The 15,667-nt window shown below is 69.8% G+C and carries 12 protein-coding genes and 1 rRNA gene; 8 read left to right on the forward strand and 5 right to left on the reverse strand.

The window, feature by feature from the left end; genetic code table 11:
- A 16S ribosomal RNA gene (locus WG212_RS18395) occupies positions 1–466 on the reverse strand; the annotation flags it as partial.
- 1,155 nt (positions 467–1,621) lie between these two features.
- Between WG212_RS18395 and WG212_RS18400 the strand changes: the two genes are divergently transcribed.
- The gene (locus WG212_RS18400; protein ID WP_337188722.1) at positions 1,622–2,098 is read left to right on the forward strand and encodes an Rrf2 family transcriptional regulator; all 477 of its coding nucleotides are present in this window, start codon (positions 1,622–1,624) and stop codon (positions 2,096–2,098) included.
- 323 nt (positions 2,099–2,421) lie between these two features.
- Here the strand turns inward: WG212_RS18400 and WG212_RS18405 are convergent, their stop codons facing one another.
- Both WG212_RS18405 and WG212_RS18410 read right to left on the reverse strand, forming a co-directional pair.
- Positions 2,422–2,850, reverse strand: a complete 429-nt coding sequence (locus tag WG212_RS18405; RefSeq protein WP_337188573.1) for a CBS domain-containing protein — start codon at positions 2,848–2,850, stop codon at positions 2,422–2,424.
- 100 nt (positions 2,851–2,950) lie between these two features.
- On the reverse strand, positions 2,951–3,664 hold the full coding sequence (locus WG212_RS18410) for a rhomboid family intramembrane serine protease (RefSeq protein WP_337188574.1): 714 nt from the start codon (positions 3,662–3,664) through the stop codon (positions 2,951–2,953).
- Between the two features lie 107 nt (positions 3,665–3,771).
- Between WG212_RS18410 and map the strand changes: the two genes are divergently transcribed.
- Positions 3,772–4,590 (forward strand): type I methionyl aminopeptidase, encoded by an 819-nt coding sequence (map, locus tag WG212_RS18415; protein WP_337188575.1) that lies wholly within the window; start codon positions 3,772–3,774, stop codon positions 4,588–4,590.
- A gap of 37 nt (positions 4,591–4,627) precedes the next feature.
- Here map and WG212_RS18420 read toward each other — a convergent pair whose 3' ends face one another.
- Positions 4,628–5,227 (reverse strand): hypothetical protein, encoded by a 600-nt coding sequence (locus tag WG212_RS18420; protein ID WP_337188576.1) that lies wholly within the window; start codon positions 5,225–5,227, stop codon positions 4,628–4,630.
- A gap of 235 nt (positions 5,228–5,462) precedes the next feature.
- On the opposite strand from WG212_RS18420, the gene WG212_RS18425 reads away from it, so the two are divergent.
- The 3 genes from WG212_RS18425 to radC all read left to right on the forward strand — a co-directional run bounded on the left by WG212_RS18425 (position 5,463) and on the right by radC (position 10,879).
- Complete coding sequence (locus WG212_RS18425) at positions 5,463–6,341, forward strand: ABC transporter ATP-binding protein (protein WP_337188577.1); 879 nt, start codon at positions 5,463–5,465, stop codon at positions 6,339–6,341.
- A gap of 1 nt (position 6,342) precedes the next feature.
- Entirely contained in the window at positions 6,343–9,921 is a 3,579-nt protein-coding gene (locus WG212_RS18430; RefSeq protein ID WP_337188578.1) for a M1 family aminopeptidase, read from the forward strand.
- Between the two features lie 211 nt (positions 9,922–10,132).
- Positions 10,133–10,879 carry a DNA repair protein RadC gene (radC, locus tag WG212_RS18435; RefSeq protein ID WP_337188579.1) on the forward strand — a complete coding sequence of 249 codons (747 nt, stop codon included), beginning with the start codon at positions 10,133–10,135 and terminating at the stop codon, positions 10,877–10,879.
- Positions 10,880–11,035: 156 nt separating this feature from the next.
- Here radC and WG212_RS18440 read toward each other — a convergent pair whose 3' ends face one another.
- On the reverse strand, positions 11,036–12,184 hold the full coding sequence (locus WG212_RS18440) for a saccharopine dehydrogenase NADP-binding domain-containing protein (protein ID WP_337188580.1): 1,149 nt from the start codon (positions 12,182–12,184) through the stop codon (positions 11,036–11,038).
- An 85-nt stretch (positions 12,185–12,269) separates the two neighbouring features.
- Between WG212_RS18440 and WG212_RS18445 the strand changes: the two genes are divergently transcribed.
- From WG212_RS18445 to WG212_RS18455, 3 genes are all read left to right on the forward strand, one after another.
- Positions 12,270–13,337, forward strand: a complete 1,068-nt coding sequence (locus WG212_RS18445) for a beta-N-acetylglucosaminidase domain-containing protein (RefSeq protein ID WP_337188581.1) — start codon at positions 12,270–12,272, stop codon at positions 13,335–13,337.
- Positions 13,337–14,296 (forward strand): aspartyl protease family protein, encoded by a 960-nt coding sequence (locus WG212_RS18450; protein ID WP_337188582.1) that lies wholly within the window; start codon positions 13,337–13,339, stop codon positions 14,294–14,296. The genes WG212_RS18445 and WG212_RS18450 overlap by 1 nt, the downstream gene beginning before the upstream one ends.
- Positions 14,297–14,414: 118 nt before the next feature.
- Positions 14,415–15,638 carry an MFS transporter gene (locus WG212_RS18455; RefSeq protein ID WP_337188583.1) on the forward strand — a complete coding sequence of 408 codons (1,224 nt, stop codon included), beginning with the start codon at positions 14,415–14,417 and terminating at the stop codon, positions 15,636–15,638.
- The last annotated feature ends 29 nt before the right edge of the window (positions 15,639–15,667 follow it).

The following is a 15,667-nucleotide window of genomic DNA, read 5'->3' on the forward strand; positions in this document are numbered from 1 at the left end:
GCTGCTGGCACGAAGTTAGCCGGGGCTTCTTCTCCGGGTACCGTCATTATCGTCCCCGGTGAAAGAATTTTACAATCCTAAGACCTTCATCATTCACGCGGCATGGCTGCGTCAGGCTTTCGCCCATTGCGCAAGATTCCCCACTGCTGCCTCCCGTAGGAGTCTGGGCCGTGTCTCAGTCCCAGTGTGGCTGATCATCCTCTCAGACCAGCTATGGATCGTCGGCTTGGTGGGCCATTACCCCACCAACTACCTAATCCAACGCGGGCCGCTCCAATGGCGATAAATCTTTCCCCCGAAGGGCACATCCGGTATTAGCACAAGTTTCCCTGTGTTGTTCCGAACCAAAGGGCACGTTCCCACGCGTTACTCACCCGTCCGCCACTCCCCCGAAGGGGCGTTCGACTTGCATGTGTTAGGCCTGCCGCCAGCGTTCGCTCTGAGCCAGGATCAAACTCTCAGGTTGAGTTGACGTTCTGACTTTCTGCGTAACCGACCCTCAACGAGCCGGCTGGCTATAGTCTGCGTAGTTCTTGACGAGTTCCCACAAATCGTGGCCGGCCGAAGCCGACCATATTCATGGTGTCTTCAAGAGACCGCAGTCACAGTCAGCGTCGAGACAGTCTGGTTAGGACTGTCGCCAGGACGCCGCCGCCTGCGTTTCTCTTTCCAAATCAACGATGTCAAAGACCCGCACCGGCTTCCGCCGAGCCCACTGTTTAGCGCCGGTGGTCGGCGGAGGCGGCTATCTAGTGACCGACCTCTTTGGTGTCAACCGGCCTTTTCGGGCATTTGCGACAATTCCGAGAACCCTCAGAATTTGGCCGCAAAAACCGTCCCGGGCCGCCGAGGGGCTTCCCTCAAGTCCGTGACGATTCGATTGAGGCTCGGGAACATACTCATTTCAGTCCGAAGATCAAGCGCCTTTCGGCCCCTGCCGTCGTTCCGATCTGAGCCCCGCCCGAGCGGGAGGCGGCTAACTAGTGGCCGTCCCCCGGAGTGTCAACCGATCCTTTTGGAGGACCCCGGCTGATCTCCGAAAAGCTTCGGATCTTCGAACCGGGCCCGCCACGTCGGCTGGAGGAACTTGCGCTCTTCCCACGTTCGAAGCGGAGCTGTCGATGTCCCGATCCGATGCGGCTTCTCCAGGATTTTCAAAGGCTTGCAGCCTCTTCGATCCCTTCGTCGCCGCCCCGTCCCGAGCGGAGGCGGCTATCTATGCGGGGGTCGGGGCCGCGTCAACAGGCTCGCGCAAAGAATCTCGCAGACCGGCGGAATGCCGCAGCCGCCCGCCCCGCCGCCCCGGCGGGGAGCGTCGTCATTCAAACCACGAAAGACACGAAGGAACACGAAAAAGGGCGGGCCGTGCGTCGAGCCTCCGCTTGAACGGAGCCTCCATCATGCAAACCACGGAAAACGCGGAAGAGCGCGGAATCGAAAGCTTCGCCTTCCGCGTCCTTCCGCGGTTCCTTGATTTTGGAAGCCGCCGCTTCGCGGCCTCGCGCGGCGCACGCCCTTTCGTGTCCCTTCGTGTTTTTCATGGTTCCCGGATTTTTCGCCGGAGGTCCGTTCCTTGCGCACCGAGGCCGCGCCGGGCCACAAGGGGGCGAGAGAGGTGGCGATGCTGTCGCAGAAGGCGAAATACGGCCTGCGGGCCCTTGTGGAGTTGGCCAGGGCCTCGGGCGCGTCCGGCGAGTCGGAAGGCGTCGCCCAGCTCAGCGCGGGCGAACTGGCCGCGCGCGCCGGCGCGCCGCGCAAGTTCCTGGAAGCGATTCTTCTCGAACTGTCCCGCAATCAGGTCGTCGTCAGTCGGCGCGGCAAGTTCGGCGGCTACACCCTGGCTCGCCCCGCCTCCAGCATCAGCTTCGCCGAGATCATCCGCATCATCGACGGCCCCCTGGCCCTGGCCCCTTGCGTGTCGCCCCGTCTGGGATTCCGAAAGTGCGCCGACTGCGCGAGCCTCGAGGCCTGCACCCTGCGCGAGGCCCTCCTCAAGGCGCGTGACGCCACCGCCGACGTACTGGAGGCCTACAGCCTGGCCGAGGCGGCCCGTTCGGGGGCGGCGCTCGACATGGGCCTCGCCCCGACCCGTTCCTGAAGGACCTGCGCCCAGGACAGCGCTGTCCCCAGGCCGCTCTCCCAACTTCGGTTGCGGCCGCAACCGACACCAGCCGCCGGCGCCTTCGCGCGATGATCCGCCTGGCTGTCAGACCCGGTCCGAGCGCAAAGCTGGCCTCGCCAGCTTCTCCGGTCAGCCGCGGGGCGTTCTCCACGACGCGCCCTCCACGACGCGCCGTCGTACGGCCTGTGGCGACCCCGCCAACGAACCGGGGCGGAGAAGGGCGTCGCCCCATCCCCGCCCCTTCGCCGACGCACCGCCGGCTTTCAGCCCTCCGGTGGACGGAGGGGGTCCGCAGATCTTCAGCTCGCCGCGATATAGGCCTTGAGGCCATCGGCCTCGGCCTCGACCTCGGAGATCTTCCACTTCACCAGGTCACCGATCGAGACGATGCCGACCAGCCGCTCGGTCTGGCAGACCGGCAGGTGGCGGATGCGCCGGTCGGTCATCCGCGAGAGGGAGTTGTCCACCGTCTCGCCCGGTTCGGCGAACAGTACGTTGGCGGTCATGAAGTCCGAGACCGGACGCGCCAGGGCGCCGGCGCCGCCTGTGGCCACCGCCCGCACGACGTCGCGCTCGGAGACGATTCCGGCCACCCGCTCGGCGTCGAGCACCACCAGCGCGCCCACGCGGCGAGTGTGAAGCAGTTCGGCCACCTCGCCGACCGTATCGGACGGCTTTACGGTGAAGACCGTATCTCCCTTGGTCCGGAGAATCTGCGAGACCAGCATGGGGCCTCCTGTTCCCGTCTATGTCGGAGAACAGGGTTGCGCAATTTCTCGACCGATACAATCCGTGCGGGCGTCACGCACGCGTGAGGCGGGGCCTGGCCTACCGTCGTCCCGCCAGCCAGCCAACGGGGCCGATCAGCAGCACCCCGGCCGCGAAACCCGCCAGGTGCGCTTCCCACGCCACGCCGGCCTCGCCCGCCCCAGGCATGAACGCACCACCGGTGAAGGCCAGGATCAGGTTGATGACAATCCATGCGAGGCCCATGCCGGTCACGGGCTGCGACAGGAGCGGGCCCACCCGCCCCCCGTTCGCATTCGGCCCGCCGAGCAGCCGGGCCGCGGCGCCCATCAGGCCCGAGGCGGCGCCCGACGCGCCGACCATCGGAGCGTACTGACCCCAGTGGAACGCCGCGAATCCCAGGGCCGCCAGCACTCCACATACGAGATAGAGCAGGAAGAACGCCGTCACGCCGCCCGGCCGCGGCCCGAAGAACCGGGCCACCGGCGCGCCAAAGGCCAGGACGAACGCCGCGTTCATCAGGGCGTGCGGCCAGCCGCCGTGCAGAAACTGCGAGGTGATCAGCCCCTCATAGCGCCCGCGCAGAAGATCGTGCGGCGAAAACGCCAGCAGATCTGCGACGAATGGAAACCGCGTCTGGAGGAAGTACAGCCCCACGATCGCGACCGTCAGCGTCACCACCGGCCACGGCGCATTGACGATCGGCTCGGGCGGCGGGCGCCGCAGCTCGGGATCGCCCGGCGTCGGGGTTTGCGATCCGCCCGGCAGGGGCGCTTCGAAATGGACGGCGTGCATGTCACCGCTATGTAAGGCGTGTCGCGCCCGCACGCGAGCGCTCGCGCCGATCCGCCTCGGTTGATTTTCCGCGCCAGGATCGCGACATAGGCGCTCTGGAGCCGCTCATGACCGATACCCTCGACAGCGAATACCGCACCGGCGCGATCAAGCTGCACAAGCCCGAAGACTTCGACGGCATGCGCAAGGCGGGCCGCCTCGCCGCCGAGTGCCTCGACATGCTGACCGCGCACGTCGTCCCCGGCGCGGTGACGGGCGAGCTGGACGACCTGGCCCGGGAGTTCATCCTGGATCACGGCGCCCTGCCGGCCTGCCTGGGTTATCGCGGCTATACCAAGACGGTCTGCATCAGCCCCAACCACATCGTCTGCCACGGCATCCCCGGCGAGCGGACCCTCCGCGAGGGCGACATCGTCAACATCGACGTCACGGTGATCGTCGACGGCTGGCACGGCGACACCTCGCGGATGTACGGCGTGGGTACGGTGGCTCCGCGGGCCAAGCGGCTGGTGGACGTCACCTATGAGGCTCTTGAGCGCGGCCTCGCCCAGGTGAAGCCCGGCGCCACGACCGGCGACATCGGCTACGCCATCCAGCACTATGTCGAGAGCATGCGCTGTTCCGTGGTGCGCGACTTCTGCGGCCACGGGCTGGGCCGCGTGTTCCACGATGCGCCCAACATCCTGCATTTCGGGCAGAAGGGCACAGGCGCCGAACTCCGCCCGGGCATGTTCTTCACCATCGAGCCGATGGTGAACCTGGGCAAGCATGCGGTGAAGCTGCTTTCGGACGGCTGGACGGCGGTCACCCGCGACAAGTCCCTGTCGGCCCAGTGCGAGCATTCGGTGGGCGTCACCGAGGACGGCGTCGAAATCTTCACCGCTTCGCCCACCGGCCAGTTCAAGCCGCCGATCCAGGCGGCCTGATCCTCCTCCCGCGCGCTCCGCCGCCTCGGCGAGCGCTTCAGTCCGCCCGCGTCAGCACGCCCGTCGCGCCGGAGTAGGTGGCGGTGTAGGCCAGGGCGCCTTCGGGGGTCTCGCGGAAGACCTCGCCGGCGCCGGGCTGGCAGGCCGCCGCGCTGCCGGGCTCGAAGCGGTCGACGCTGAACTCCGCGCCGTCGGGGCGCACGTCGTGCAGGCTGATGTCGCCGGCGCAGGGCACGTGCGGCACGCGGATGGTCCCGCACGCCTTCCCCTTCGCGCAGCCCGGCGTGATGGTCAGCTCGATCCGCCGCCGCTGGCCGCCCTCCAGGAACGAGCCGCTCCAGGCGCCCGCCCATCGCGCGGGGTCGGGCCCAGGGTCTGGCCGCGCGTCTGGCCCGGCGTCTGGCTCCGCGTCGGACAAGGTCGAGGCGCCCGGGCCAGGCTGCGCCGCCGGGGCGTCGGCCGGCGTCTCCGCGGCCTTCGCCACGGCTGCGGCGGGCTGCGCCGGCGGCGATCGCTGCCACCAGTTGGTGGTGAGCGTCACGACCGCCCCGATCGCCGCCACGGCGATCGCGCTGACGGCGGCCCAGGCGGCGGGACTCATCCCGCCTCGCGGCTTGTCACCGGACGTGTCGGACACCGCTGGTCCTCCTGCTCGCGCCGACAGAGCATCATGATCGGGCCGTCCCTGCAACGCCAAGTGGCGCCGCTGCACGTGGGCGCTGTCCGGCGGCCGGAGACGACCAGCACACGCGGGAGAGGCGGATGCGCCAGGGGCGACGTAACCCGTCACCACGCTTCGTTACGCATCCCTCACTTGCTACCGCCGCGCGCTCCGGGCAGCTTTGCCCAGGGTGGGTGGAGTCTCGACCGGCATGCTTTCGATCACAGGGCTGACGCACGTCTATCCGAACGGGACGCGCGCGCTGGACGGCGTCGACCTCGAGATCGGCAAGGGCATGTTCGGGCTGCTCGGCCCCAACGGCGCCGGCAAGTCCACCCTGATGCGCACCATCGCCACCCTCCAGGCGCCCACCGGCGGGACGATCCGCTTCGGCGACATCGACGTGATCGCCCAGCCCGAGGCGCTGCGCCGCACCCTGGGCTACCTGCCCCAGGACTTCGGGGTCTATCCGCGCGTCTCGGCCCTCGACCTCCTGGACCACATGGCCGTGCTGAAGGGGATCGCCGGCAGGGGCGAGCGCAAGGACACGGTCGAGACCCTGCTGCACCAGGTCAACCTGTGGGACGTGCGCAAGAAGGCCGTCGCCGGCTATTCCGGCGGCATGCGCCAGCGGTTCGGCATCGCCCAGGCGCTGATCGGCCGCCCCGCCCTGATCATCGTCGACGAGCCCACCGCCGGCCTCGACCCGGAGGAGCGCAACCGCTTCCTGAACCTACTGGCCGAGATCGGCGAGAACGTGGTGGTGATCCTGTCCACCCACATCGTCGACGACGTGGCCGACCTCTGCCCGCGCATGGCCATCCTGGCCGGCGGCCGGATCCTGACCGAGGGCGCGCCGGCCGAGCTGATCGCCGGCCTGGACGGCAAGGTGTGGCGAAAGGCCATCGACCGGGGCGAGCTGGAGGGCGAACGCGCCCGCAATTCGGTGATCTCCACGCGCCTGGCCGGCGGCCGCACCGTGATCCACGTCCTGGCCGACGCCGCCCCCGACGCAGGGTTCCAGACCACAGCGCCCAGCCTCGAGGACGTCTACTTCTCCACCCTCGCCGCCTCGCGCCGGGCCGCCTGACGTGTTCGGCAGGATCGCCGCCTTCGAGCTGCGCTACCAGCTCCGCCAGCCGATCTTCTGGATCACCGGCGCCGTCTTCTTCCTGCTGGTCTTCGCCGCCATCGCGGTGGACGTGATCCAGATCGGCTCGGGCGGCAACGTCCACAAGAACGCGCCCCGCGCCATCGGCGAGATCATGCTGGTGATGACCGTGTTCTTCATGTTCGCCTCCACGGCGTTCGTGGCGAACGTGGTCGTGCGCGACGACGAGACGGGCTTCGGCCCGATCATCCGCTCCACCCGCATCAGCAGGTTCGACTACCTCTACGGCCGCTTCGCCGGGGCCTTCGCCGCGGTGGCGCTGGCGTTCCTGTTCGTGCCGCTGGCCATCGCCGTGGGCTCGGTGATGCCCTGGGTCGATCCCGAGACCATGGGGCCGAACCGGCTGGGCTACTACCTGGTCCCCTATGTGTGGCTGGCGCTGCCGGGCCTCTTCCTCGTCTCGGCGATCTTCTTCGCCCTGGCGACGGCGACGCGCTCGATGATGGCGACCTACCTGGGCGTGGCGGCCTTCCTGGTGCTCTACCTCGTGGGCAACGCGCTCCTGGCCGACGCCGAGCGGTTGCAGTTCGCCGCCTACGTCGAGCCGTTCGGGCTGGCGGCCTGGGAGCTGGCCACCCGCTACTTCACCGCCGCCGAGGCCAACAGCCGCCTGCCGCCCATCGAAGGCCCGCTGCTCTGGAACCGGCTGATCTGGACGCCCGTCGCCCTGGCCATCCTGGCGCTCGCCTACTTCGCCTACGGCTTCGAGCAGAAGGGCCGCCGCGCGAAGCCGCCCAAGGTCGAGGCCGAGAGCGCATCACCGCCCGCACTCCGCCCTCTCGCCCGCCCCCGCGCCGATGCGGCCGCCGCCTGGGCCCAGCTCGCGCAGCGCACGCGCTTCGAGATGGCCCAGGTCTTCAAGAGCCCGGCCTTCGTGGTGCTGATCCTGATCGGCCTGTTCAATTCCGTCGGCGGCCTGCTCCTGGGCGGCGAGCTGCAGGGGGCCGCGCTCTACCCGGTGACCCGCTGGGTGATCACCATCCTCCAGGGCAGCTTCACCCTCGTGGTAATCATCATCGCCATCTACTACGCCGGCGAGCTGGTCTGGCGCGACCGCGACCGCAAGACCCACGAGATCGTCGACGCCACCGCCGCGCCCGACTGGACCTTCATCGTCCCCAAGACCCTGGCCCTGGCCCTGGTGCTGCTGGCCACCCTGCTGGTCAGCGCGCTCGCCGGGGTCCTGGTGCAGCTCTTCAAGGGCTACGTCGACATCCAGCCCGGGAAGTACCTCCTCTGGTACCTGCTGCCGACGACCATCGACTGGGTGCTGGTGGCGGTGCTGGCGATCTTCTTCCAGGCCGTCTCGCCCCACAAGTTCATCGGCTGGGGCCTGATGGCGCTCTACCTGGTCGCCACCCAGACCCTGTTCCAGATGGGGTTCGAGCACCGGCTCTACCTCTATGGCGCGACCCCGCCCACGCCGCTGTCCGACATGAACGGCCAGGGCGACTACGCCGGCTTCGCCGCCTGGTTCCGCGCCTATTGGACGGCGTTCGCGGTCATGCTGCTGGTGCTGGCCTACGGCCTGTGGCGGCGGGGGACCGAGGTCCGGCTCGCGCCGCGGCTCAAGCGCCTGCCGCGCCGGCTGGCCAGCCCCGCAGGCCTGATCGGCGGCGTGGCGCTGGGCGCCTTCGTGGGCCTGGGCGCCTACATCTACACGAACACCAACGTCTGGAACGAATACCGCACCACCCGGGACCAGGAGCGCTGGCTGGCCGACTACGAGAAGCAGTTCCTGGCCTTCGAGACCCTGCCCCAGCCGTCGGTGACCGACGTGTTCCTGGAGGTGGACCTCCATCCCCGCGCGCCGCGGGCGCAGGCGCAAGGGGTCTACCAGCTCGTCAACGACCAGGCCGTTCCCATCCGGCAACTGCACGTGCGCCTGGACCGCGACACCAAGGCCCTGCAGATGACGGTCAACGGCGCCCGGTCCGTCCGCGCCTTCGACCGGTTCAACTACCGCATCTTCACCTTCGACCGCCCGCTGATGCCCGGCGAGCGCACCGCGCTCTCGTTCGAGACGGTGATGAGCCAGCGCGGGTTCAAGAACAGCGGCAACACCACCCGCATCGTCGACAACGGGACCTTCGTGAACAACTTCGAGTTCGCGCCCGTCGTGGGCATGGACCGCAGCCGGCTGCTCCAGGACCGCGCCAAGCGCCGCAAGTACGGCCTGCCGCCCGAACTGCGCCCGCCGAAGCTGGAGGACCTGAACGCGCGGAACCGCAACTACCTGGCCAACGCCGACTGGGTGAACGCCGACATCCGCGTGACCACCGACGCCGACCAGACGCCCGTCGCGCCCGGCTACCGCATCTCGGACACCACGCGCGACGGGCGGCGCACCATCCGATACCGCACCGACGCGCCGGTGCTGAACTTCTTCTCGGTGCAGTCGGCGCGCTACGCCATTGCGGTCGAGACTCACGAGGGGGTCGAGCTGGCGATCTACTACGATCCCCAGCACCCCTGGAACGTCCAGCGGATGATCGCGGCGCTGAAGACGGGATTGGACTACTTCCAGGCCAACTTCAGCCCCTACCAGTTCCGCCAGGCCCGCATCCTGGAGTTCCCGGCCTACGAGACCTTCGCCCAGGCCTTCGCGAACACGATGCCCTATTCGGAAGCCATCGGCTTCGTCACCGACAATACGAAACCCGACAAGATCGACTACGTCACCTACGTGACGGCCCACGAGCTGGCGCATCAGTGGTGGGCGCATCAGGTGATCGGCGCCGACATGCAGGGCGGCACCGTGCTCTCGGAGACGCTCGCGCAATACTCGGCCCTGATCGTGATGGAGAAGACCTACGGCCCCGACGCCATCCGCCGATTCCTGAAGTACGAACTGGACAGCTACCTGCGCAGCCGCAGCGGCGAGCTGGTCGAGGAGCTGCCGCTGGCCCGGGTGGAGAACCAGCCCTACATCCACTACCGTAAGGGCTCGCTGGTGATGTACCTGCTGCGCGATCGCATCGGCGAGGACAAGGTCAACGCCGCGCTCCGCCGCGTGATCGCGCAGTACGCGTTCAAGGGCGCGCCCTACCCCCGCTCGCAAGACCTGATCGACGCCCTGCGCGCCGAAGCCAGGACCGATCCGGCGGCCCAGCGGCTCATCACCGACCTCTTCGAGAGGATCACGCTCTATGACCTCAAGACCAAGGCCGCGACCGTGCGCCAGCGGGCCGACGGCAAATGGGACGTCGTGCTGACCCTGGAGGTCGCCAAGGCCTATGCCGATGGCCAGGGCGCCGAAACGCCCGCGCCCGTGGGCGAAGGCGAAGTGTTCGACGTGGGCGTGTTCGACGCCGAGCCCGGCAAGCCCGGCTTCAAGGCCGCCAACGTGCTGGCGTTCCGCAGGGTCCCCCTGAAGGCCGGGGTCCAGACCCTGACGCTGACCGTCGAGAAGCCGCCGACGTTCGCGGGGATCGACCCCTACAACAAGCAGATCGACCGCAATTCCGACGACAACGCGATCCGGGTGAGCGGCGACTGAGGGCGCGCCTCGATCGCGGCTCAGCCGGGCGCGACGATCAGCATCAGCACCGTGGCGATCGCCACGCCGAAGACGCCCAGCAAGGTTCCGACCCGCATACCCCCACCTCCACGGTGAAGCTGCCAGACGGCGACCTGCGCGCCCTCCCCCGTTTGGGGGCTCCTTTTTCAAGGCCTTGCGCGATCCGAACAATTCAGGAACATTCGACGCCATGCCGCATCCGCCCGCCGCCGTGGAAGACGCCGCGCCTCAGGCCGACCTGTGGCGGGCGCCGTCGCGCCCGCCCCCGCCCCACTACATCGGCCACCGCGACCGGCTCCGCGAGCGCGCCGCCGGCGGCGGGTTTTCCGCCCTGCCCGACTATGAGGTGCTGGAGCTGATCCTCTTCCGCTCGATCCGGCGCGGCGACGTGAAGCCCCTGGCCAAGCAGCTCCTGGCCCGGTTCGGCTCGCTGGGCGGCGTCCTGGGCGCCACGGCCGAGGACCTGCGCACGGTGAAGGGCGTCGGCCCCGAAGCGGCGTTCGACCTCAAGCTGCTGCACGAAGCCGGCCTGCGCGCGGCCCGCGAGCAGGTGGCGCGCCGGCCGGTGATCTCATCCTGGGCCGCGCTGCTGGCCTATGTGAAGACCGCCCTGGCGCATGAGCCGCGCGAGCAGTTCCGGGTGCTGTTCCTGGACAAGAAGAACGCGTTGATCGCCGACGAGATCATGAATCACGGCACGGTCGACCACGCGCCCGTCTATCCGCGCGAGGTGGTGCGCCGGGCGCTGGAGCTGTCGGCCAGCGCGATCATCCTCTGTCATAATCACCCGTCGGGAGACCCGACGCCGTCGCCCGCCGACGTGGACATGACCCGCCAGATCGTCGAGGCCGCGCGGCCGCTGCGCATCGCCGTCCACGACCACCTCGTCGCCGGCCGCGACGGCGTGGCCAGCTTCAAGGCGCTGGGGCTGATGTGAGGACGGGGCTTCACGCCCCCTCCGTCTGACGGCTTTGCCGCCAGCCACCTCCCCCGTTCCCCGGGGGAGGACCTGTCGCCTCTCAGTTCCTCCCCCGCGAAGCGGGGGAGGTGGATCGGCCTGAAAGGCCGAGACGGAGGGGGCGCATGCCCACCCTCATTCCACCTCGAACGTCAGTCCCGCGTTCGCGGACAGCCGCTCCACCAGCCGGCCCTGGAGCGCGGCGGCGGGGGTCCAGACGCCGCCCGGCACGTCGGGGGCGCGGACCAGGGCGACGGCGGTTTCGGCCAGCATCTTGGAGGTGGAGCCATAGCCGGGGTCCTTGTCGCCCTTCACGGCGACCCGCACCTGTCGGCCGTCGGCGGCGATCCCGATGAAGAGGACGTCGAAGAAGCCCGCCTCGCGCTCTTCCTTCGAGGGCCCCTCGCCGGGCTTCGGCACGCCGCCCGGCAGGCTGCCCAGGTCGGTGAAGGCCGGGGCGCCCGGGCCGCCCACCGCCATCTCGTCGTAGACGAAGTCGCGGCCCCAGGGATGGCCCATCAGCAGGTTCGAGCGGTGGACGTTCTTGACGTTGATCATCGCCATCATGAAGGGCGCCACCGGCCCCACGTCGGGGTCCTCCTCCGGCGCATTGCCCGGCGGTTGGGGCGGCCCCTCGAAGCCGGGCGTCAGACCGAAGGGGCTCATGATCACGGCGAGCTGCGCCGGGTCCTTCTGGATCGCCGCCATGGTGGCCGCGCCGCTGGCCGCCGTACCGCCCGACAGGCCGCCGTTGATGGCGCGCACCCGGCCCTTCACCCGAGGGACCGGCCCGCCCAGCTTCGCCTTCGCCGTCTCCTGACAGAACCAGACGCCGGCCTCGAACGGGATCGAATCGAAGCCGCAGGAATGGAGAATGCGCGCGCCCGTCTTCTGCGCCTCGGCATGATGGGCGTCGATCATCCGCCGCATCCAGTTGGGCTCGCCCGACAGGTCGAGATAGTCGGTCCCCGCCGCCGCGCACGCCGCGACCAGGTCCGAGCCATAGAGCTGGTACGGCCCGACGGTCGTGATGATCGCCTTCGCCCGCGCGACCAACGCCCTGAGGTCGCCGGGGTCGGCCGCGTCGGCGGTCACCAGCGGCGTGTCGGCCGGCGCCCCGATCTCGTCGCGCACCGCCGCCAGCTTCGACGCCGAGCGGCCCGCCATGGCCCATTTCACCTCGCCGCCCACGCCGTAGCGCCGGGCCAGGTGCTCGGCCACCAGGCGGCCGGTATAGCCGGTGGCGCCATAGACGATGATGTCGAACTCGGCGTTGGGGTTCATGGGGGCTCCTCCGTCCCGGCGGCGTCTCGGCTCGGACCTTACGAATTTACGGCGTTATCGCAACCGCTCGGCTATGCAGGAAGCCATGACACCGGAACTGGGGATCATCGAGGGCTTCTTCGGGCGGCCCTACTCGTGGGACGAGCGCGCCGGCATGGTGCGCGCCCTGGCGCCCGCCGGCTACGGCTTCTACCTCTATGCGCCCAAGGCCGACGGCTATCTGCGCCGCCGCTGGCGCGAACCGTACCCCGACACCGAACTGGCGGCGCTGACGGCCCTCTCCCGAACCTGCCGGGAGGAAGGCGTCCGTTTCGGCGTGGGCCTCAGCCCGTACGAGCTGTTCCTCGACTTCGACGGCCCCTCCCGCGAGGCTCTGTCGGTCAAGCTGGCGCAACTGGAGAGCCTGGGCCTGGACGACCTGGGCGTCTTCTTCGACGACATGAAGGGCGACCTACCCGACCTCGCCGGGCGGCAGGTGGAGATCGTGGACTGGATCGCCGGCCGCACGGGCGCGGATCGCCTGATCGTCTGTCCCAGCTACTATACGGACGACCCGGTGCTGGACCGGGTGTTCGGCCAACGCCCCGACAACTACCTGGAGGATCTGGGCGCAGGGCTCGATCCCGCCATCCATCTCATGTGGACGGGCGAAGAGGTGTGCGCCAGGGAATTTTCCCCCGGTCACCTCGCACGCGTGGCCGATCAGATGCGACGCAAGCCGTTCCTTTGGGACAACTATCCGGTCAATGACGGCCCGCGGATGAGCCGTCACCTGCACCTGCGCGCCTTCACAGGCCGCCCGGCCGGGATGGGCGCCGAAGTCGCCGCGCACGGGATCAACACCGCCTCCCAGGCCGTGCTCTCGCGTATCCCGGCGCTCACCCTGGCCGAGAGCTATGCCAGGGGCGCCGACTACGAGTACCTCGCCGCCTTCCGGCGCGCCGCGACGACGGTGCTGGGCGCCGAACTCGCCGACGCGGTGGAGCGCGCCCTGCTGCTCCTGGAAGACACCGGCCTGGACGGGCTGGACCCGGAACGTGTCGGCCGCCTCCGCGAGCGCTTTGGCGCCTTCGACCATCCCGCCGCGCGTGAGATCCTGGCCTGGCTGGACGGCGCCTTCGCCATCGGCGCCCAGGAGCTTCAGACGCAATAGTGACCTCGCGCCGCGCGTTCCTGTCCCGCGCGCTGCTGGTCGCCGCAGCCGGCGGCGGGCTGTTCCTGGTCCGCGACCGCCTGCCCTGGCCGCCGCAGGAGGTGCGGTTCGCCAACGGCCGCTCCACCTCCTGGCTGCCGGTCCGCGACGGCTCGGGCCTGATCGAGATCGAGGCCGTGATCCGGGGGCGCACGCTGTCGGCCGTCATCGACTCCGGCGCCGAGTTCACCGCCATCGACCGGCAGACCGCCGAGGCGCTGGGCCTGCCGCGCCCGGTCGCCGCGCCGCTGATCGTCTATGGCGTCAGCGGCGGCCCCACGATGGCCCATACCGTCCGGCTGGACCTGGAGGTTCCGGGCCTTGCCGCGCCGGGCCTGCGCGCGGCGGCCCTGGACCTGGCCCAGGTGGCGCAACTGGCCGGGCGCGAATTCCGCCTTCTGATCGGCCGTGACCTCCTGCGTCGGGTGGTGCTGGAGGCGGACCTGCCGGCCCGGCGCACCCGGCTGGTGGCCCCCGAGGCCTTCCGGGTCCCGTACGACGCCCACAGCCTGCCGGTCACCTGGCGGCGCGGCGCGCCTCTCGCATCCGTCCAGGTCGGCGAAGCCGGATCGGTGGAGGCGTTGATCGACACCGGATCGTCGAACGTGCTGGCCGTGTCGGAGGATGCGGCGCTGCGCCTGGGGCTTCTCCACGCCGACGCCCAGGTGCGCGAGGGCCGTTCGGTCAGCCTCGGCGGCCTCGGCCTCAACCGGGTGGTCACGGTCGACAGGATCGGCGTCGGGCCGCTGGCGCTGCGCGACGTGGACGTGTTCATCTTCCGACCAGGCGCCGGCGCGCCCGCCCCCGACGGATTGCTGGGCGCGGGCCTGTTCCGCCGCCACCGGATGGCGCTGGACCTTCCGGGCGATCGCCTGCACCTCTCGCCCCCCGGCGTGATCATGGCGCCCACACCTCGGTGAGAGCGCGCACACTCCGCTCGTCACGAGCCAGGAGAAGGGTGGCGACAACACCCGACAGAGACCTTCACACGGCCTTTTGGACCTCGCGAGGCTCCACGGAGCCCTGTATGCGGACAAGGTGAGCGAACCCTCATCCACAACTCCAGGCGCCGGTCCGTCGCCGGCCGCGGTGCCGGTGCTGCTGCTGCTCGTCTTCCTGAGCCTCGTGGGCTGGGGCGTGGTGATCCCCCTGCTCCCCTTCTTCGCGACCGCGTTCGAGGCCGAGGCCTGGCAGGTGACCCTGATGTTCTCGGCCTATTCCTCGGGCCAGTTCATGGGCGAGCTCTACTGGGGCCGCCTGTCCGACCGGATCGGGCGCAAGCCCGTGCTGCTGATGACGGTGGTGGCTTCGGGCCTGGGCTACCTGGCATTGGCGTTCTCGCCGGCGATCTGGGTGGCGATCGCCGTCCGGCTGGCGTCCGGCTTCTTCGCCGGCAACATCTCGGTGATCCAGGGCTACATCGTTGATGTGACCCCGCCCGAGAAACTGGCGGGACGCCTGGGCCTGATCGGGTCGGTGTTCGGGGTGGGTTTCGTGGTGGGACCGGCCATCGGCGGGATGATGGCGGACCCGAGCCAGGGCGCCGCGGGGTTCCGGCCCCCGCTCATCCTGGCCGCGGCCCTTTGCGCCCTCGCGGTCGCGGGGCTGCTCGGGTTCGTCCGGGAAAGCCGTACTGGCGGGCGCGACGCCGCCCGGGGCCGCAACCCCCTGGCCGCGCTGGGTGAAGCCCTGCGCCATCCGATCCTCGCCCGCGCCTTCGGCGTCACCGCCCTGGGCTTCTTCGCCTCGTCCGCCATGTGGTCGGTGCTGGGCCTGTGGGCCCTGGCGAGATTCGGGTGGGGCCCGCGCGACATGGGCCTCGTCATGGCCGCCACGGGCGTCGCGTCCGCCAGCGCACAGGGCCTCCTGTCAGGCATCGCCGTGCGTCGCCTGGGCCTTGGCCCGACCATCGTGACCGGGCTGGTCTCGGCCTCGCTCTGCCTGTTCGTCATGGCGGCCGCGCCCTGGGGCTGGATGGCCGTGCTGTTCCTCACCGCCTCGGTCGTCGGCCATGCCGTCTGGCAGCCGGCGGCGACCACCATCGTCTCCCGCGCCACCGCCCTGGACCGCCAGGGCGCCATGCTGGGCGCGGCCGGCGCCTCAGGAGCGTTGTCGCGGGTCGCCGGGCCGGTGGCGGGCGGAATCCTGTTCTCGGCCATCGGCCCCTGGGCGCCGATCGCCTTCGCGGGGCTCTTCATGCTGCCCGCCGCCTGGCTGGGCTGGCGGGCGGTGGAAGCCCTCCGGCGCGAGGTCGACGGCTGACTTCCGGCTTCGCCCGACATCCCCCTCCT

The organism is Phenylobacterium sp. (genome assembly GCF_037189685.1).
Classification (GTDB): Bacteria; Pseudomonadota; Alphaproteobacteria; order Caulobacterales; family Caulobacteraceae; genus Phenylobacterium.

Coding starts and splice junctions, on each gene's coding strand:
- WG212_RS18400 (WP_337188722.1), top strand. CDS start 1,622: ATGCTGTCGCAGAAGGCGAAATACGGCCTGCGGGCCCTTGTGGAGTTG.
- WG212_RS18405 (WP_337188573.1), bottom strand. CDS start 2,850: ATGCTGGTCTCGCAGATTCTCCGGACCAAGGGAGATACGGTCTTCACC.
- map (WP_337188575.1), top strand. CDS start 3,772: ATGACCGATACCCTCGACAGCGAATACCGCACCGGCGCGATCAAGCTG.
- WG212_RS18425 (WP_337188577.1), top strand. CDS start 5,463: ATGCTTTCGATCACAGGGCTGACGCACGTCTATCCGAACGGGACGCGC.
- WG212_RS18440 (WP_337188580.1), bottom strand. CDS start 12,184: ATGAACCCCAACGCCGAGTTCGACATCATCGTCTATGGCGCCACCGGC.
- radC (WP_337188579.1), top strand. CDS start 10,133: ATGCCGCATCCGCCCGCCGCCGTGGAAGACGCCGCGCCTCAGGCCGAC.
- WG212_RS18445 (WP_337188581.1), top strand. CDS start 12,270: ATGACACCGGAACTGGGGATCATCGAGGGCTTCTTCGGGCGGCCCTAC.
- WG212_RS18410 (WP_337188574.1), bottom strand. CDS start 3,664: ATGCACGCCGTCCATTTCGAAGCGCCCCTGCCGGGCGGATCGCAAACC.